The organism is Streptococcus hyointestinalis (assembly GCF_041225505.1).
Lineage (GTDB): Bacteria > Bacillota > Bacilli > Lactobacillales > Streptococcaceae > Streptococcus > Streptococcus hyointestinalis_B.
The window spans coordinates 1-17,330 of record NZ_JBCLSK010000007.1 but is presented as its reverse complement, the minus strand read 5'-3'; the positions used below and the strand labels follow the sequence as shown (position 1 = coordinate 17,330).

At 44.9% G+C, this 17,330-nt stretch carries 16 protein-coding genes; 15 read left to right on the top strand and 1 reads right to left on the bottom strand.

Going from position 1 to position 17,330, the window contains the following annotated elements; translation table 11 throughout:
* The first annotated feature begins 37 nt into the window (after nt 1-37).
* The 9 genes from AALA56_RS02945 (at nt 38) to sufB (ending at nt 10,217) form a co-directional block, all read left to right on the top strand.
* Nucleotides 38-1,936 carry a DUF2207 family protein gene (locus AALA56_RS02945; protein ID WP_369908685.1) on the top strand — a complete coding sequence of 633 codons (1,899 nt, stop codon included), beginning with the start codon at nt 38-40 and terminating at the stop codon, nt 1,934-1,936.
* A gap of 79 nt (nt 1,937-2,015) precedes the next feature.
* Complete coding sequence (locus AALA56_RS02940; protein WP_369908684.1) at nt 2,016-2,858, top strand: undecaprenyl-diphosphate phosphatase; 843 nt, start codon at nt 2,016-2,018, stop codon at nt 2,856-2,858.
* A gap of 147 nt (nt 2,859-3,005) precedes the next feature.
* Nucleotides 3,006-3,749, top strand: a complete 744-nt coding sequence (mecA, locus tag AALA56_RS02935) for an adaptor protein MecA (protein ID WP_369908683.1) — start codon at nt 3,006-3,008, stop codon at nt 3,747-3,749.
* Nucleotides 3,750-3,753: 4 nt separating this feature from the next.
* On the top strand, nt 3,754-4,905 hold the full coding sequence (locus AALA56_RS02930; protein ID WP_369908682.1) for a glycosyltransferase family 4 protein: 1,152 nt from the start codon (nt 3,754-3,756) through the stop codon (nt 4,903-4,905).
* 150 nt (nt 4,906-5,055) lie between these two features.
* A complete protein-coding gene (gene sufC / locus AALA56_RS02925; RefSeq protein ID WP_115268248.1) occupies nt 5,056-5,826 on the top strand; it encodes a Fe-S cluster assembly ATPase SufC in 771 nt (256 codons plus the stop codon).
* A gap of 40 nt (nt 5,827-5,866) precedes the next feature.
* The gene (sufD, locus tag AALA56_RS02920; RefSeq protein WP_369908724.1) at nt 5,867-7,129 is read left to right on the top strand and encodes a Fe-S cluster assembly protein SufD; all 1,263 of its coding nucleotides are present in this window, start codon (nt 5,867-5,869) and stop codon (nt 7,127-7,129) included.
* A 2-nt stretch (nt 7,130-7,131) separates the two neighbouring features.
* Nucleotides 7,132-8,361 carry a cysteine desulfurase gene (locus AALA56_RS02915; protein WP_369908681.1) on the top strand — a complete coding sequence of 410 codons (1,230 nt, stop codon included), beginning with the start codon at nt 7,132-7,134 and terminating at the stop codon, nt 8,359-8,361.
* Nucleotides 8,348-8,785: a Fe-S cluster assembly sulfur transfer protein SufU gene (gene sufU, locus AALA56_RS02910; RefSeq protein WP_369908680.1), complete on the top strand. Its 438-nt coding sequence runs from the start codon at nt 8,348-8,350 to the stop codon at nt 8,783-8,785. The genes AALA56_RS02915 and sufU overlap by 14 nt, the downstream gene beginning before the upstream one ends.
* 13 nt (nt 8,786-8,798) lie before the next feature.
* A complete protein-coding gene (sufB, locus tag AALA56_RS02905) occupies nt 8,799-10,217 on the top strand; it encodes a Fe-S cluster assembly protein SufB (RefSeq protein WP_115268257.1) in 1,419 nt (472 codons plus the stop codon).
* 35 nt (nt 10,218-10,252) lie between these two features.
* Here sufB and pbp3 read toward each other — a convergent pair whose 3' ends face one another.
* The gene (pbp3, locus tag AALA56_RS02900) at nt 10,253-11,512 is read right to left on the bottom strand and encodes a D-alanyl-D-alanine carboxypeptidase PBP3 (protein ID WP_369908679.1); all 1,260 of its coding nucleotides are present in this window, start codon (nt 11,510-11,512) and stop codon (nt 10,253-10,255) included.
* 35 nt (nt 11,513-11,547) lie between these two features.
* Between pbp3 and AALA56_RS02895 the strand changes: the two genes are divergently transcribed.
* The 6 genes from AALA56_RS02895 to AALA56_RS02870 all read left to right on the top strand — a co-directional run bounded on the left by AALA56_RS02895 (nt 11,548) and on the right by AALA56_RS02870 (nt 17,221).
* Nucleotides 11,548-12,786, top strand: coding sequence for an ABC transporter substrate-binding protein (locus tag AALA56_RS02895; protein ID WP_369908678.1), 1,239 nt, complete (start codon nt 11,548-11,550; stop codon nt 12,784-12,786).
* Nucleotides 12,692-13,321, top strand: a complete 630-nt coding sequence (locus tag AALA56_RS02890; protein WP_369908729.1) for a hypothetical protein — start codon at nt 12,692-12,694, stop codon at nt 13,319-13,321. The genes AALA56_RS02895 and AALA56_RS02890 overlap by 95 nt, the downstream gene beginning before the upstream one ends.
* Before the next feature lie 91 nt (nt 13,322-13,412).
* Nucleotides 13,413-14,408: an ABC transporter ATP-binding protein gene (locus AALA56_RS02885; RefSeq protein WP_369908677.1), complete on the top strand. Its 996-nt coding sequence runs from the start codon at nt 13,413-13,415 to the stop codon at nt 14,406-14,408.
* Between the two features lie 2 nt (nt 14,409-14,410).
* Nucleotides 14,411-15,352, top strand: a complete 942-nt coding sequence (locus AALA56_RS02880; RefSeq protein ID WP_115268265.1) for an ATP-binding cassette domain-containing protein — start codon at nt 14,411-14,413, stop codon at nt 15,350-15,352.
* Nucleotide 15,353: 1 nt separating this feature from the next.
* Nucleotides 15,354-16,313 carry an oligopeptide ABC transporter permease gene (gene opp4B / locus AALA56_RS02875; RefSeq protein ID WP_369908676.1) on the top strand — a complete coding sequence of 320 codons (960 nt, stop codon included), beginning with the start codon at nt 15,354-15,356 and terminating at the stop codon, nt 16,311-16,313.
* A gap of 14 nt (nt 16,314-16,327) precedes the next feature.
* The gene (locus AALA56_RS02870; protein ID WP_164682307.1) at nt 16,328-17,221 is read left to right on the top strand and encodes an ABC transporter permease; all 894 of its coding nucleotides are present in this window, start codon (nt 16,328-16,330) and stop codon (nt 17,219-17,221) included.
* Nucleotides 17,222-17,330: the final 109 nt, after the last annotated feature.

The following is a 17,330-nucleotide window of genomic DNA, read 5'->3' as shown; positions in this document are numbered from 1 at the left end:
TAATTTTATGGTATAATTAAGACAAAGGAGGAGCGCCATGAAAAAAGGGATTGTTTATTTAGTGAGCGCTATTTTGCTCTTTCTCATGCCGAGTGTTTTGGCAGATGATGTGGAATATAGTATTCCAGATTATAAGGGAGAGTTGCGTATCCATCAGGACAATAGCGCAGACTTTAAGCAGCAAATCAGCTATCAGTTTGATACCGACTATAACGGTCAGATTATCACCCTAGGAACAGGCAGAATGCCAGAAGGGTTTAGTGTTGACAAAGATCCAAAAGTGTCTGCTGTTATTGTCAGAAATGGCAAGAAAAGGTCTGCCAAAGTCCGCTGGGACTTGACAAAGGAGACGGCTGGCTACCAGCTCAAAATCTACAATAAAGGCTATGAGGATGACAAGGTCACAGTCACGGTAAGCTGGCATTTAAAGAACATGCTCTATGCTTATCAGGACGTTGCGGAGCTTAGGTGGCTGCCGATTACAGACTGGAGTGTGCCTTTAGAGCAAGTAAAGTTCAGCGTTTCAACGGATAAAATGGTCAAGGACAGCAAGCTCTGGGGGCACTTGGGTGCGTTTACACCAAGTTTACAAGCAAGCTTGAGCGATAGGACCTACACTCTTACACGAAAAAATGTCGAAGGCAAGCTAGAATTGCATGGTTATTGGGATAGGAGTTACTTGACAAGTGTGGCTCATCCGATAAAAAGTAAGCGTAAAGCCATTATCCTAAAGCAAGAGAAGTTGCTTGTCAAGCAGTACAAAGAAAAGCTGATACGTTTTGGAAAAGAGATTCCAGTGATTATCCTTGTGGCAGGCGCTGTGGGTCTTATCTTTCTTGTGGTTTTTGTCTGGCGTATCAACCGCTTTGCTCGCTTTGAAAAGCATGACAGGCTCTATGAGGTGCCTGAAGACCTCTCGCCATTGCTGGTCGCAAATAGTGTCTATGCAACGACACTTGAGGATGCCCAAAACGGCAATTCCAATGACATCAGCTTTACCAACCTTGCTCAAGCAACCATACTAGATTTTATTGACCGCAAGGTTTTAAGCTATGATGGGCATGAGATTTCTTTTGATAAGCTAGAGCGTGCGACGGATTACGAGCTAGACTTTCTCACACTTGCTTTTGGGGACGAAGAGGTCAAGACGGTTAAGGCTCTCTTTTCAGACTATGCTTATGACTATGACAAGACCCTAGCTCGCCTAGAAAAACGCTACAGTGGCAGTCAGCTGGAGGATGAGATGAAAAAAAGCTCACGCTCTATCTCTCGTTTGCTCAATGAGCGCACAGCTGCTGTTGACAGGGATGTTGAGTTTGAGCTTGCGGCTAAAGGCATTGACTCGCCTTACCGTGATTTGACTAATCGTGAAACCCTAGTGAGCTATCTCATCTACATCTGGGCTTTTAGCTTTGGCTTAGTTAGTATTTGCCTCTTTGCTTATATTTTGATGACCTTGCCACAGCTTTGGCCAGCTTATGCTTATTTAGTGGTCTTGGCGCTTGGTTATGCGGGGCTTGTGTACCACTTGATGAAGCCGCTTCACACTAAAGGTGTAGTGACCAAAGAGGGCGCATATCGCCTTTATCAATGGCACAGCTTTAAGCAAATGCTCTTAGCGGTCAAGACCTTTGAGCGTGCAGAGCTTGAAAGTATCGTTGTCTGGAACCGTATCTTGGTCTATGCGACTCTGTTTGGCTACGCTGACAAGGTCGAAAAGGCACTGCGTGTGCATGGTATGCACTTGCCAGACAGTCTTGCCACTGTTACGTTTTCAGATTTCAACTATGCCTTTCTCTTATCAGCTAGCCATTATACTGCAAGTGTCTCAGGTGTTGCGTCCGCTTCAAGCTTTAGCTTGCCAGCAAGTTCAGGAACTGGCGTTTCTGGTGGCTTTACCGGCGGAGGTGGCGGTGGAGGCGGAGGCGCCTTCTAGTCAAAAAGAGCCTGTCAATCGTATTGGCGGTGCTTGTGACAATATGGTATAATGAAAGCACTAAAACTAAGGAGACATTATGTTACTGCTTGAATTATTGAAAGCTATCCTCTTTGGGATTGTTGAGGGGATTACGGAGTGGTTGCCAGTATCAAGTACAGGGCACTTGTTGCTGCTGCAGGAGTTCGTCAACCTCAAACAATCGGCTAGCTTTATGGAGATGTTCAATATCGTTATCCAGCTGGGAGCTATTCTAGCGGTTATGGTCATTTACTTTGAACGTCTCAATCCCTTTCAGCCCGGCAAGTCAGCAAAGGAAATTCGCTTGACTTGGCAACTCTGGCTCAAGGTGGTGATTGCCTGCATTCCATCCATTGTGATTGCAGTACCCTTTGACAACTGGTTTGAAGAGCACTTTACATCGCTGTTTACCATTGCGCTTGCATTGATTTTCTACGGGATTGCTTTTATTTGGATTGAAAAGCGCAATCAAGATGTCGTCCCAGAGGTGACGTCACTTGCTCGCATGCCCTATAAGACAGCTTTTTGGATTGGCTGTTTTCAGGTTTTGAGTATCATCCCTGGGACAAGCCGTTCAGGAGCTACGATTTTAGGGGCGATTATCGTGGGCACTAGCCGTTCTGTGGCTGCTGACTTCACCTTTTTCCTTGCCATTCCGACCATGTTTGGCTACAGTGGTCTTAAAATGGTCAAGTTTTTCATTGACGGCAATCACCTGACTTTCAACCAAGTCTTGATTTTACTAGCTGCAAGTATCACAGCCTTTATCGTCAGCTTGTATGCTATTCGTTTCTTGACAAGCTATGTCAAAAAGCACGATTTCACCGTTTTTGGGAAATACCGTATCATCCTAGGAACACTTATCATCCTCTACCTAATCCTTAAAATGGTAGTAGCCTAAAAAACTAAAAAGAGCCAAGGTTTTCTTGTTTCCTTGCCTCTTTTTTTCTTGTGGATTGCACAAAGCGGACTTTTTCTGTATAATACATTAGAGCGAGAGATTGATAACAGTTGATTTCTCAAGACGACTCGTACGAGGTAGATTAGTATGGAAATGAAACAAATTAGTGAAACAACACTGAAAATTACAATCAGTATGGAAGATTTAGCGGATCGTGGCATGGAGTTGAAGGACTTTCTTTTGCCGCAGGAAAAGACAGAGGAGTTTTTCTACAGTGTCATGGATGAGCTAGACTTGCCAGATAACTTTAAAAACAGCGGTATGCTCAGTTTTCGAGTGACTCCACGAAAAGACCGCATAGATGTCTTTGTGACCAAGTCTGAGATTGACAAGGACTTAAATTTTGATGATTTAGCAGAGTTTGGCGATGTGTCGCAGATGTCACCAGAGGAATTTTTCAAAACGCTTGAGAAAACCATGCAATCAAAAGGCGATACGCAAGCGCATGAAAAGCTCGAACAGCTTGAACAGATGATGGAAGATGCCTTGGAGAGTGAGGCAACTAGTGAGCAGGAAGCTCTTGATGAGCCAGAAACAGACTATGTGCATTACGTTTTCTTCTTTCCAAAACTTGAAGATGCGATTAGCTTTTCAAAAGCTGTGGACTTTGAGACAGAAGCGTCTGAGCTCTACAAGGAGCAAGATGGCTATTACATGACGGTTTTATTGGACATCAAAGACCAGCCAAGCTACTATGCCAATCTCATGTATGCTAGATTACTTGAGTATGCCAGTCAGTCCAAGAAAACACGTGCTTACTTGCAAGAGCACGGTGTGCAATTGATTGTTGATGACGCTATTAGCCGTTTACAGTTGATTAAGATGGGATAAATCAATGACAATAAATCTTTTTTTGGTGCTCCTTGGGACTTGTCTCCTCTCAGCTATTCTAACGCCACTTGTGAGACGTTTTTCACTGAAAGTAGGAGCAGTAGACCATCCCAATGCACGTCGCATCAACAAGGTGGATATGCCTAGTGGTGGTGGTTTAGCTATCTTTTTAACCTTCGTCATTGCTACCTTGGTGATTTTACCGTTAATCTCAAAGGACTACACCTATCCTTGGTGGCGTGAGCCTTATCAGGTTTACATCTTACCAGTTGTCCTTGGTGCTTTGGTGATTGTGGTGACGGGTTATTTAGACGATATCTTTGAGCTAAAACCTCTGCCTAAGCTCCTTGGGATTGTCATTGCAGCGACCATTGTCTGGGCATTTACAGATTTTCGCTTTGACAGTTTTAAGATTCCTTTTGGAGGACCGTTCATCCACTTTAATCCGCTTGTGACCTGCTTTTTGACCATTTTGTGGATTGTCGCTATTACCAATGCTATCAATCTCATTGATGGTTTAGATGGCTTAGTGAGTGGGGTATCTATCATTAGCCTTGTGACCATGGCTATTGTGTCTTACTTTTTCCTGCCTAAGGCGGATTTGTTTTTGACCTTGACTATTTTGGTCATGGTAGCGGCTATTGCAGGCTTTTTCCCTTACAATTATCATCCTGCAAGTATCTATCTAGGTGATACTGGAGCGCTATTTATTGGCTTTATGATTGGAGTTTTGTCCCTACAAGGCTTGAAAAATTCAACAGCCGTTGCGGTGGTCACACCTGTTATCATCCTTGGCGTGCCTATCCTTGATACGGTTGTTGCCATCATCAGACGGACGCTATCTGGTCAAAAGTTTTACGAGCCAGACAAGTTGCACCTGCACCACAGGTTGCTTTCGATGGGCTTTAGCCATAGAGGTGCGGTCTGGATGGTTTATGCCATTGCCTTTATCTTTTCTTTGATTGCTCTCTTGTTAAATGTCTCTAGCCGCTTTGGTGGTGTGCTTTTGATATTTGGGCTCTTGTTTGCCCTTGAGATTTTCATTGAAGGGCTTGGTATTTGGGGTGAAAATCGCACGCCTCTCTTTAATGCCTTTAAGTTCATCGGCAATAAAGCCTACCGCAAACGTAAACAAGACGAATACCGTCGTAAATAAACAAAAATGACTGAAAGAGTTTCAGTCATTTTCTTAAATCCAAAACGCCAAAATAGAAAGCCTAGCGCTTTTTTGTTATAATAATCATTATAAACACTTAGTCTAGAGCAAGATTTGCCCTTAGTAATAATGGAAAAAGGAGTAACATAGATGTCTGTACTTGAAATCAAAAATCTTCATGTGTCTATCGAAGACAAGGAAATCTTAAAAGGCTTGAATTTGACCTTGAAAACAGGTGAAATCGCAGCAATCATGGGTCCAAACGGGACAGGTAAGTCTACCTTGTCTGCTGCCATCATGGGAAATCCAAACTACGAAGTCACAGAAGGCGAGATTTTATTTGACGGGGAAAATATTCTCGAGCTTGAAGTGGATGAGCGTGCAAGACTAGGGCTGTTTCTTGCTATGCAGTACCCATCTGAAATCCCAGGTATCACCAATGCTGAATTTATCCGTGCAGCGATGAATGCAGGAAAAGCAGATGAGGACAAGATTTCAGTCATTGACTTTATCACAAAGCTGGATGAGAAAATGGCGCTGCTTGGCATGAAAGAGGAGATGGCAGAGCGCTACCTCAACGAAGGTTTCTCAGGTGGTGAGAAAAAACGTAACGAAATTTTACAGCTCTTGATGTTAGAGCCTAAGTTTGCGCTGCTTGATGAGATTGACTCTGGACTTGACATTGATGCTCTTAAGGTGGTCTCAAAAGGGGTCAATGCTATGCGTGGCGAAGGCTTTGGTGCTATGATTATCACTCACTATCAGCGCTTGCTCAACTACATCACACCAGACGTGGTGCATGTCATGATGGATGGACGTGTCGTTCTCTCTGGAGGGGCTGACTTGGCTGCTCGTCTTGAAAAAGAAGGCTACGCTAAAATCGCAGAAGAACTCGGTATTGAATACAAAGAAGAAGTGTAAGCACATCGCTTGCTACTTACCATACTAGAAGGAGGAAATGATGACAAAAGAAGCTATTTTAGACTTCTCAAGGGCACATGCAGAGCCTGACTGGTTAAGAGAACGCCGCCTAAAAGCCTATGATGTGATAGAAGAGTTGGCACTGCCAAAGATTGAGCGTGTTAAGTTTCATCGCTGGAACCTTGGAGACGGCACCATCTCAGACAGCCCGCTCTCAGCTAACGTCCCTGACTTTACAGCACTTGGGGACAATCCAAAGCTGGTGCAAGTAGGGACACAAACTATCCTAGAGCAAATGCCAAGTGAGCTCGTAGAAAAAGGTGTCGTCTTTACAGACCTAGCAAGTGCTCTTGATGAGATTCCAGAGGTGATTGAGGCAGCTTTTGGTAGCGCAGCTAGCTACGACGAGGACAAACTAGCAGCCTATCACACGGCTTATTTTAACAGCGCAGCGGTCTTGTATGTGCCAGACAATGTCGAAGTGGAGGCAGTTGTTGAGGGGATTTTCTACCAAGACAGCGATAGCGATACACCTTTTAACAAGCACGTCCTTGTCATTGTAGGAAAAAACAGCAGTATCAGCTACCTTGAGCGCTTTGAAAGTATTGGACAAGGAAGTACAAAAGCGACTGCTAACATCAGTGTCGAGGTCATCGCTGCTGACGGTGCGCAGGTCAAGTTTTCAGCCATTGACCGTTTGGGTGAGCATGTGACCACCTACATTAGCCGCCGTGGGCGTCACGGACGTGATGCGACTATTGACTGGGCGCTCGATGTGATGAATGAAGGAGATGTCATCGCAGACTTTGACTCTGATCTAGTGGGTGATGGCAGTCACGCTAATCTCAAGGTGGTAGCTGTTTCCTCTGGACGTCAGGTTCAAGGGATTGACACACGTGTAACCAACTACGGCTGCAACTCTGTCGGATATATCCTGCAGCACGGGGTTATCCTAGAGCGTGGAACCTTGACCTTTAATGGTATCGGACATATCATCAAAGGCGCAAAAGGCGCTGACGCTCAGCAGGAGAGCCGTGTCTTGATGTTATCCGACAAGGCAAGAAGTGATGCTAATCCCATTCTTCTCATCGATGAAAACGATGTCACCGCTGGACACGCTGCCTCTATCGGTCAGGTAGATCCAGAGGACTTGTATTATCTCATGAGCCGTGGCTTGGATCAAAAAACAGCTGAACAGCTGGTCATTCGTGGTTTCTTAGGCACGGTTATCACCGAGATTCCGATAAAAGCTGTGCGTGATGAGATGATTGACGTTGTTGATAGCAAGCTGGAAAAGAGATAGTCATGACAGAAGAACTCGCAAAAAAAGTAGCAGACTTTCCCATTTTAGACCAAATCGTCAATGACGAACCCTTGGTCTATCTGGACAATGCTGCCACCACACAAAAACCAAAAGCAGTTTTAGATGTCTTAGAGCGCTATTACAAAGAGGACAATGCGAATGTGCACCGAGGTGTGCACACGCTAGCAGAGCGCTCAACCGCCAAGTACGAAGCGGCACGAGAGAAAGTGCGTGCCTTTATCGGAGCAAAAACGACCAAGGAAGTCCTCTTTACACGAGGGACAACAACAGGGCTCAACTGGGTTGGGCGCTTTGCTGAGGAGGTCTTGCAGCCTGGAGATGAGGTGCTTATCTCTATCATGGAGCACCACTCCAATGTCATCCCTTGGCAGCAGGCTTGCCAAAAGACAGGGGCAAAACTGGTCTATGCTTATCTAAAGGACGGTGAGCTCGATCTTGACGACCTTTATAGCAAGCTATCGCCTAAGACCAAGTTTGTCAGTCTCGCCCACGTCTCAAATGTCCTAGGAGCACTGACACCGATTAAGGCAATTGCAGAGCGAGCGCACGCTGTTGGTGCTTATATGGTGGTTGACGGAGCGCAGTCTGTGCCTCACATGCCAGTGGATGTGCGTGATTTGGACTGCGACTTTCTCGCCTTTTCAGGGCACAAGATGTTAGCCCCAATGGGTATCGGTGTCCTTTATGGCAAGGAGGAAATCCTAGAGCGCATGTCGCCTGTCGAGTTTGGTGGTGAGATGATTGACTTTGTCTATGAGGAGTCTGCGACTTGGAAAGAACTGCCTTGGAAGTTTGAGGCGGGCACGCCAAATATCGCTGGTGCTATTGGGCTTGGTGCTGCTATTGATTATTTAGAAGCGATTGGTATGGAGCGTGTCTATGAGCATGAGCGTGAGTTGATGCGCTATACTCTGCCAAAACTGCAAGCTATCTCTGGTCTTACAGTCTATGGACCAAAGGACGCAGACAAGCATGTCGGTGTCATTGCCTTTAATCTTGATGAGCTTCATCCGCATGATGTCGCAACAGCTCTTGACTACGAGGGTGTGGCTGTGCGAGCAGGGCACCACTGTGCACAACCTTTGATTAATCACCTTGGGCTTAACTCTGCTGTGCGGGCAAGCTTTTACCTCTACAATAGCAAAGAGGACTGTGACAAGCTGATTGAGGCAATTATCAAAACAAAGGAGTTTTTCAATGGCACTCTCTAGATTAGATAGTCTTTATATGGCTGTGGTCGCTGACCACTCTAAAAATCCCCACCATCACGGGACACTTGATAATGTCGAGCAAATCGTGCTCAACAACCCTACCTGTGGTGATGTGATTAGCTTATCTGTCCAGTTTGACGGCGATGTCATCTCGGATATTGCCTTTTCAGGAGATGGCTGCACCATCTCGACAGCGTCTTCAAGCATGATGACAGACGCTGTTATCGGAAAGACCAAGGAAGAAGCACTGTTTCTAGCAGATAGTTTTTCAAAAATGGTTCAAGGACAAAAAGAGGACAGCCAAAAAGCACTCGGAGAAGCCCAGTATCTAGCAGGTGTTTCAAAATTTCCCCAAAGGATAAAATGTGCGACCCTCTCTTGGAATGCCCTCAAAAAAGCAATCGAGAGAACAGATGACAAATGAAAGAGAGAAACCTATGTCTGAAGTAAATGAAAAAGTAGAACCTAAGCCCATCGACTTAGGAGAATATAAATTTGGCTTTCATGACGATGTCGAGCCTATCTACTCTACAGGTAAAGGGCTTAGTGAAGCCGTTGTAAGAGAGCTCTCAAGCGCCAAAGGCGAGCCAGAGTGGATGCTAGATTTTCGTCTCAAGTCGCTAGAAACCTTTAACAAAATGCCCATGCAAGAGTGGGGCCCAGACTTGTCTGAGATTGACTTTGACGATCTCATCTATTATCAAAAGCCGTCTGACAAGCCTGCTCGCTCTTGGGATGAAGTGCCAGACAAGATCAAGGAAACCTTTGAGCGTATCGGTATCCCAGAGGCAGAGCGTGCCTATCTAGCGGGAGCTTCTGCCCAGTATGAGTCAGAAGTTGTCTACCACAACATGAAAGACGAGTTTGAAAAGCTAGGTATCATCTTTACCGATACTGACTCTGCTCTAAAGGAATACCCAGACCTTTTCAAGCAGTATTTTGCGAAGCTCGTTCCTCCAACGGACAATAAACTGGCTGCGCTCAACTCTGCTGTCTGGTCAGGAGGTACCTTTATCTATGTGCCAAAGGGTGTCAAGGTGGACATTCCCTTGCAGACTTATTTCCGTATCAATAACGAAAATACAGGGCAGTTTGAGCGTACCTTGATTATCGTTGATGAGGGCGCCAGCGTCCATTATGTCGAGGGCTGTACCGCACCGACCTACTCAAGCAACAGCTTGCATGCTGCTATCGTTGAGATTTTTGCACTAGACGGTGCCTACATGCGCTACACCACTATCCAAAACTGGTCTGACAATGTCTACAATCTTGTCACCAAGCGTGCTACGGCAAAGAAAGACGCTACTGTTGAGTGGATTGATGGAAACTTGGGCGCTAAGACGACCATGAAGTACCCATCTGTCTACCTAGACGGTGAGGGTGCTCGTGGGACTATGCTTTCTATCGCCTTTGCCAATAAAGGACAGCACCAAGACACAGGGGCTAAGATGATTCACAACGCTCCACACACAAGCTCCTCTATCGTCTCTAAGTCTATCGCAAAAGGTGGCGGTAAGGTGGACTATCGTGGACAGGTGACCTTTGCCAAAAACTCGAAAAAATCCGTCAGCCATATCGAGTGTGACACCATCATCATGGATGACTTGTCAGCTTCAGACACTATCCCATTTAACGAAATTCACAATTCGCAAGTGGCTCTTGAGCATGAAGCCAAGGTCTCTAAGATTTCAGAAGAACAGCTCTACTATCTCATGAGCCGTGGGCTTTCTGAGAGCGAAGCTACTGAGATGATTGTCATGGGATTTGTCGAGCCTTTCACAAAAGAACTCCCTATGGAGTACGCCGTTGAGCTCAACCGTCTCATCTCCTACGAGATGGAAGGTTCAGTTGGATAAGAAAAAAAGATTGGAAACGATGTTTCCAATCTTTTTTATAGTTTCTCATTGACGTAGCGAACGAAGTGGTTCCACCAGACTTTGAGGAAGAAGCTGCGCTTGACGTCAGTTTTAGCGACCATCTGGACACTAGGCTCACCGTCTAGGTAGCCAGAACCGACTAAGCTCTTATCCTTGTAGGTCAGGGTGGCTACCGTCTGCCCTTTTGTTACAGGAGCGGTTGGTGCTTCTTTTTTGAGGTCAAAGGTGAGGGCAGTAGAAGCTGTCGTGCGTGGTGTGATGACCTTGAAAGTGTCTTTAGCAACGGCGGTTACGTCAGGCTTTTTACCATCGAGCACTTCTACGGTGCTGTTTTTGTAGGCTTGCCCTTTTTCAAGAACGGTCTGCACGGTGTAGGTCGTATAGATATAGTTCATGAGGTTGTTGGTGGCAGTGAAGCGTGCGGTGCTGTCAGTGTCACCATTATCAGCGTTTAGGATAACTGTGATAATGCGCATGCCATTCTCCTCGGTCGTGCCGACAAAGCAAGCGCCAGCAAGGTCAGTTGTACCAGTCTTGAGCCCATCAACGCCATCACGGTAGCTGGTCATATACTTGAGCATGAGGTTTGAGCTGGTCATGGTCACCCCGTCAAAATCACTGGTCGATTGGCTGGTGATATCCAGCACCTCTGGAAAGTCCAAAATCAGATGTCTCGCCACGATAGCGACATCCTTAGCGCTCATCATGTTTTCAGCGTCACTGCTAGAGCCTGGATAGATATTGTCACCTAGCATGCTGTTGTTGAGCCCAGAGCTATTGACCAGACTAGCGTCACTTATCCCCCACTCTTTGAGTTGAGCGCTCATCATATCGACAAACTTGGACTCGCTGCCTCCGACTTTTTCAGCAATGGCAATGGCTGCGCTGTTAGCACTAGCGACTAGAGAGGCATTGACCAGCTCTTTGACCGTGTACTGCCGTTTTTTCATAGGGACGTTGCTGGCTAGTGAGTCGGTCGTCAGGTCATAGGCATAGTCTGAGATGTCGACCTTGGTGTTCCAAGAGAGCTTACCTTCTTTGATGTCCTTATAAACCAGATAAATGGTCAAGAGTTTTGTGATGGAGGCGATACCGTCTGGTGTATCAGCGTCTTTTTCATATAAAATCTTGCCTGTACTTGCCTCGACAGCGATAGCATGCTCAGCCGCAGCGTCAAAATCCTGTGCTAAAGTAGAGCTTGTCGCCAAGCCAAAGCAGAGCAAAACAGACAGAAAAATAGCCTTTAAGGCAAAAGAAAATCGAGTATTTTTCATACACACATTATACCATAGAAATCAAAAGAAGAAATATGAAGAAGTCAAAATGGTTTATAACAGCAGGTGTGACTTTGCTTGCAGTAAGCGCTTTAGCTGCATGTGGCAACAAATCATCATCCAGTAAGAGCGTAGACCAAAGCTCGCTCCCAACAACGGTGAAAAACAAGGGAACAGCTAAAAAAGATGCAACGCTTAACGTTGCTCTTGTAGCCTCATCAGGCGGTACGGGGATCTTTATGGATGAGCTAGCAAATCTAGATATCGATGGAAACTTCTCAGATTATGTTGATTCGACTATCTTTGAGTATGACAAAAATCTGCAAATTAACGACTCTGGTCTAGCGTCAGCCAAATTTGACAATGACGCAAAGACTATCACTGTGACACTGACAGGTAAAAACTACAAGTGGTCAGATGGTCAGCCTTTTACCATTGATGACTATATCTTTACCATCTATCAAATCGGAAATAAAGATTACACAGGGGTTCGTTATTCTGATGGTTATGCTGGTATTGTCGGTATGGCAGACTACCACGAGGGCAAGACCGACACCATCTCAGGTGTGGAAAAGAAAGACGACTATACCGTTGTTCTCCACTACAGCGAGATGAACCCATCAATGACCTATGCTAGCTATCTGCCTAACTTTGTCGCTCCACAACATATCTTTAAAGACATCCCTGTCCAAGATTGGGAAAAGAGTGATTATGCTAGAACGGCTAAGTTTGTCGGCATGGGAGCTTACAAGATTAAAAGCGTCGTCTCAGGGGAGTCTGTTGTTTACGAAGCTAACCCATATTACTTTAAAGGTGAGACAAAAAACAAGAACCTCAAGGTGGATGTGGTATCACCAGATACCATCGCACAAGAGGTCAAGGCAGGGCACTACGACATCACAAATATCCCAAGTGACCAATACGAACAATTCACTAAGCTAAAAAATATCGACTTACTAGGCTCAAAAGAAAATAGCCTACGTTATCTAGGTTTCAAACTTGGTAAGATTGAAAATGGCAAACGTGTCATGAATCCAAATTCTAAAGTAAGCAATGTCAAGCTTCGTCAAGCGCTAGCTTACGCCCTTGATAATAAAAAGATTGGCGAGTCTGTTTACAATGGACTTTGGTACCCAGCGACAACGCTTGAGATTAGTTTCTTTGGAGACCTTCACTCTGATGACGTCAAGAGCTACAGCTTTAACCAAGATAAGGCGAAAAAACTGCTCAAAGAAGCAGGCTACAAGGACACGAATAACGACGGCCTACGTTGAAGACCCTAAAGGTAAATCCTTCAAGCTCACCCTTGCAGCAACGCAACGTGGAGACGCTTATGAGTCTATGATTCAGCAGTATATCGCATGGTGGAAAGAAATCGGTGTCAAGGTAGAGCTCTATGGTGGAAGCACTATGGAGGGAAATGCTTTCTATGAAGAAATTAAGAAAAATGACACATCAGTTGATATGTATATAGGTGCCTTTATAACAGGATTTGACCCATCACCAATCGGACTTTGGGGACCAGATACAACCAACATGAACTACACAGGCTTTGTCTCAGAAAAACAAAACAAGCTCTTTAAGAAACTTGTCTCTGAAAAAGCCATGGACAAAGACTACCGTATCAAAGCTTACAAAGAATGGCAAGAATACTCTAATGAGCAACTCTACGCTGTCCCACTCTTTGAGACAAACGCTGTTGTAGCGGTCAATAAACGTGTTAAAGTCTATAACACTGAAATCGGATCAGCAAACAACAAGGAATACAACCTTGAAGTTGTCTCAGACAAAGGCGTAGCTGATAAATAGTCTTGATGACATTGAGGAGGTAGGAGGTATCAAACAAAACGTTTGATACAAGCCTTCTCCTCTTTTTCTATACACTAAGAAAGGAAAAACAATGACAAGTGATACGCTATTAGATATAAAGGACTTGCATGTTGGCTTTAGGATACGAGATGACTTCTATGACGCCGTTGATGATGTCTCACTGGAGATAAAGGAAAATGAAATCGTCGCTATCGTCGGTGAGTCTGGCTGTGGCAAGTCTACTCTAGCAACTGCCATCATGGGACTACACAATCCTCACAATACCAAAATCACAGGCGAGATTAACTACAAAGGGCAAAATCTCGTTGGCTTATCCGAAGAAGCCTTTAATGCTATCCGTGGAAATGACATCGGCATGATTTTCCAAGATCCGCTGGCTTCGCTCAATCCTTTGATGACCGTTGGGGCACAGATTGATGAGGCACTCTATTTCCACAAGAAAATGACGGATAAAGAGCGTGAGGCACGTGTGCTTGAGCTTTTAGACCAAGTCGGCATACCAAATCCAAAGCGTACCTACAACCAATACCCTCATGAGCTCTCTGGTGGGATGCGCCAACGTGTCGGAATCGCTATGGCGCTATCTTGTAAACCTGCGGTTATCATCGCAGACGAGCCGACAACAGCCCTTGATGTAACCATTCAAGCGCAGATTTTGGACTTGTTAAAGGATATCCAAGAAGAAACCAAGTCAGGGATTATCTTGATTACACACGATCTTGGGGTCGTTGCTGAGACGGCAGACCGTGTGGCGGTCATGTATGCAGGCGAGTTTGTCGAGATTGCTCCCGTTGAAGAGCTCTTCTTACATCCAAAGCACCCATATACACGCTCGCTTTTGCGCTCCAATCCACAGGTTGACCGTGACGATGAGGAGCTTTATGTCATCGCTGGTGCCGTTCCGTCTATTGCTAATATCAAGAGAGAAGGTTGCCGCTTTGCCCCACGTATCAAATGGATAGCAGATGATAAACACGAGGCTCATCCAAGCTTACACGAAGTGTCACCAGGGCATTTTGTCCGCTGCACCTGCTATAAATATTTTGACTTTGAAAGTGAGAGATAGCTATGGGATTTATTGAAGTGAAAGATTTAAAGGTTCATTATCCGATTCGCAGTGGCTTTTTCAATCGTGTGACAGACTATGTCTATGCTGTGGATGGTGTTGACTTGCACATCGAAGCTGGCAAGACCTATGGTCTGGTCGGAGAGTCTGGCTCTGGTAAGTCAACGATTGGAAAAACTATTATCGGTCTTGAAAAAGCGACTTCTGGCAAGGTCTTTTATGAGGGCAAGGACGTTACCAACAAGCAACGCCGTGACAAGGAACATTTTAGCAAAAATGTGCAAATGATTTTCCAAGACTCGCTCTCTAGTTTTAATCCTAAAAAGCGTATTCTAGATATCATCGCAGAGCCTATTCGCAATTTTGAGCGCTTGTCAGCAGGCGAGGAACGTCAAAAAGTGCTGTCTTTACTGGACACGATTGGTCTAGGTGAGGAGGCACTGTACAAGTATCCTCATGAGTTTTCAGGTGGGCAACGTCAGCGTATCGGTGTTGCACGGGCTCTAGCCAGTAACCCTCGTCTCATCATCGCAGATGAGCCTGTCTCAGCCCTTGACTTGTCCGTGCAAGCGCAAATCCTCAACTACATGAAGCGTATCCAAGAGGAGTTTAACGTCAGCTATCTCTTTATCTCCCATGACCTAGGGGTTGTCCGCCATATGTGTGATGAGCTTTATATCATGTATCGTGGACGTTTCGTAGAGACAGGAAAAAAAGCTGAAATCTATAGCGACCCTCGTCATATCTACACCAAGCGACTCTTATCTGCTGTTCCAACCCTTGACCCTGTCAATCGTGACGCCAATAAGGCTAAAAGACGAGAGACCGAAAAAGCCTTTCGTGAGCAGCAGGCGCAGTATTTTGATGCCAATGGCAGAGTGTTTGACCTTCAGGACATCACACCAAGCCATAAGGTAGCTCTTGATAGCAAAGGAGGTCGCTAATATGTGGAAGACAATTTTAAGGCGCTTACTGCTGATGATACCTCAGTTGATTATCCTTAGTATTATCGCCTTCTTTATTTCAAAAATGATGCCAGGGGATGCCTACACAGCACTTGAGCAAGACCCTAAAATCAGCCCAGAAGTCGTCGAGCAACTGCGCATAAAAGCTGGTTACTACGACCCTGTCTATATCCAATATTTCAAATGGTTAGGCAACATCTTGCACGGTGATTTTGGACAAAGTATCACTTTCAAGCAACCTGTTTTGACGGTTATCGGTCAACGGTTAAATAACACGGTTTGGTTGTCACTCTTGACCCTTATCTTGACTTATCTCATTGCTTTGCCACTAGGGATGATAGCAGGGCGCTATCAAAACTCCCTTGCAGATAAGCTCATTACCATCTATAACTTTTTGACCTACTCTACACCAACCTTTGTCTTTGCTATTTTGCTCTTGTGGTTGTTTGGTTATGTTTTGGGCTGGTTCCCAACGAGGGGGTCTGTCGAGGCAGGCTTGACAGGTGTGAGTGCTCTCTTTAGTAGGTTTTATCATATGATTTTGCCAGCAATCACACTAGCCATTTTGTCCACAACGGGGACTATCCAGTACCTAAGAACAGGTATCATTGACGCCAAGTCGCAGGACTATGTCCGTACAGCTAGGGCAAAGGGTGTGCCAGAGCGTGTGGTTTACAATCGTCATATTTTTAGAAACTCATTGCTACCAATTGCGTCCTTCTTAGGTTATGAATTGACAGGATTGATTGGTGGGTCAGTGTTTATTGAAAGTATCTTCACCTATCCAGGGATTGGTCAGCTCTTTTTGACCTCTATCTCTCAGCGGGATTATGCTGTCATCTTGGCACTGCTGTTGATGTTTGGACTAGCGACACTACTAGGAACGCTTTTATCAGATATTATCATGAGTATTGTCGATCCTCGTATTCGGATTAAGTAGAAGGGGGTTCTCTTTTGAGTAAGGAAAATACACAAACTAAAACTCTCAATCCAACAGGATTTAGCGTTATTAGTCGCGAATTTTTAAAAGACAAGGTGGCCTTGGTTTCGCTGACTTTGTTGGTTTTGATTTTGGCATTTGTTTTTATCGGCTCACTCTTTATTGACCAAGAGCAAGTCATGGGTGTAAACATCATCTCTAAAAATCTGCCACCAGGCTATGAAGGACACCTCCTAGGAACGGACTCTTATGGGCGTGACGTCCTTGGGCAATTGATTATCGGTGCTAGAAATTCGATTTTGATTGGTTTTTCCATAACGATTATCACCAGTGTCATCGGTGTGTCTGTCGGTCTGATTTCAGGTTACTATGGTGGTCGTATTGATGGTATCTTGATGCGGATTGTGGACTTTATCATGATTTTGCCGATTTTGCTCCTCATCATCGTGTTTGTAACGGTCATCAAGTCTTACACCATTTATCACTTTATCCTCATTATGAGTGCCTTTTATTGGACAGCAAAGGCAAGGCTCTTTAGGACACGGGTTCTATCTGAAGCTAGCCTTGACTATGTCAGTGCTTCTAAGACGCTAGGAACGAGTGATATTGTCATCATGTTGCGTGAGATTTTGCCCAATATCAGCTCGCTTGTCATTGTTAATTTGACACTGAACTTTGCGGGGAACATCGGGATTGAAACGTCACTGACTTATCTTGGCTTTGGTTTGCCAGCGACATCACCGAGTCTAGGAACCTTGATTGCTTATGCTCGTAATCAGGACATTTTGCAAAATAAAGCTTGGATTTGGCTGCCAGCGACTGTTTTCATCCTTGTGATGATGTTAAGTATCAACTATGTCGGACAAGCCTTTCAACGTGTAGCAGACGCTAGACAACGTCTTGGATAATTAAAAATAAATAAAAAGGACTTAGCTTGCCTTGATATACTCCCCATATAGTAGACAGTGAAAAAACAAAAATTCACTAGAAACTATAAGGGGAGTTTTCATATGTCTA

What these genes read in the sequence shown, in the direction of transcription:
- AALA56_RS02945 (WP_369908685.1), top strand. Translation starts at nt 38, where the DNA reads ATGAAAAAAGGGATTGTTTATTTAGTGAGCGCTATTTTGCTCTTTCTC.
- AALA56_RS02940 (WP_369908684.1), top strand. Translation starts at nt 2,016, where the DNA reads ATGTTACTGCTTGAATTATTGAAAGCTATCCTCTTTGGGATTGTTGAG.
- mecA (WP_369908683.1), top strand. Translation starts at nt 3,006, where the DNA reads ATGGAAATGAAACAAATTAGTGAAACAACACTGAAAATTACAATCAGT.
- AALA56_RS02930 (WP_369908682.1), top strand. Translation starts at nt 3,754, where the DNA reads ATGACAATAAATCTTTTTTTGGTGCTCCTTGGGACTTGTCTCCTCTCA.
- sufC (WP_115268248.1), top strand. Translation starts at nt 5,056, where the DNA reads ATGTCTGTACTTGAAATCAAAAATCTTCATGTGTCTATCGAAGACAAG.
- sufD (WP_369908724.1), top strand. Translation starts at nt 5,867, where the DNA reads ATGACAAAAGAAGCTATTTTAGACTTCTCAAGGGCACATGCAGAGCCT.
- AALA56_RS02915 (WP_369908681.1), top strand. Translation starts at nt 7,132, where the DNA reads ATGACAGAAGAACTCGCAAAAAAAGTAGCAGACTTTCCCATTTTAGAC.
- sufU (WP_369908680.1), top strand. Translation starts at nt 8,348, where the DNA reads ATGGCACTCTCTAGATTAGATAGTCTTTATATGGCTGTGGTCGCTGAC.
- sufB (WP_115268257.1), top strand. Translation starts at nt 8,799, where the DNA reads ATGTCTGAAGTAAATGAAAAAGTAGAACCTAAGCCCATCGACTTAGGA.
- pbp3 (WP_369908679.1), bottom strand. Translation starts at nt 11,512, where the DNA reads ATGAAAAATACTCGATTTTCTTTTGCCTTAAAGGCTATTTTTCTGTCT.
- AALA56_RS02895 (WP_369908678.1), top strand. Translation starts at nt 11,548, where the DNA reads ATGAAGAAGTCAAAATGGTTTATAACAGCAGGTGTGACTTTGCTTGCA.
- AALA56_RS02890 (WP_369908729.1), top strand. Translation starts at nt 12,692, where the DNA reads ATGACGTCAAGAGCTACAGCTTTAACCAAGATAAGGCGAAAAAACTGC.
- AALA56_RS02885 (WP_369908677.1), top strand. Translation starts at nt 13,413, where the DNA reads ATGACAAGTGATACGCTATTAGATATAAAGGACTTGCATGTTGGCTTT.
- AALA56_RS02880 (WP_115268265.1), top strand. Translation starts at nt 14,411, where the DNA reads ATGGGATTTATTGAAGTGAAAGATTTAAAGGTTCATTATCCGATTCGC.
- opp4B (WP_369908676.1), top strand. Translation starts at nt 15,354, where the DNA reads ATGTGGAAGACAATTTTAAGGCGCTTACTGCTGATGATACCTCAGTTG.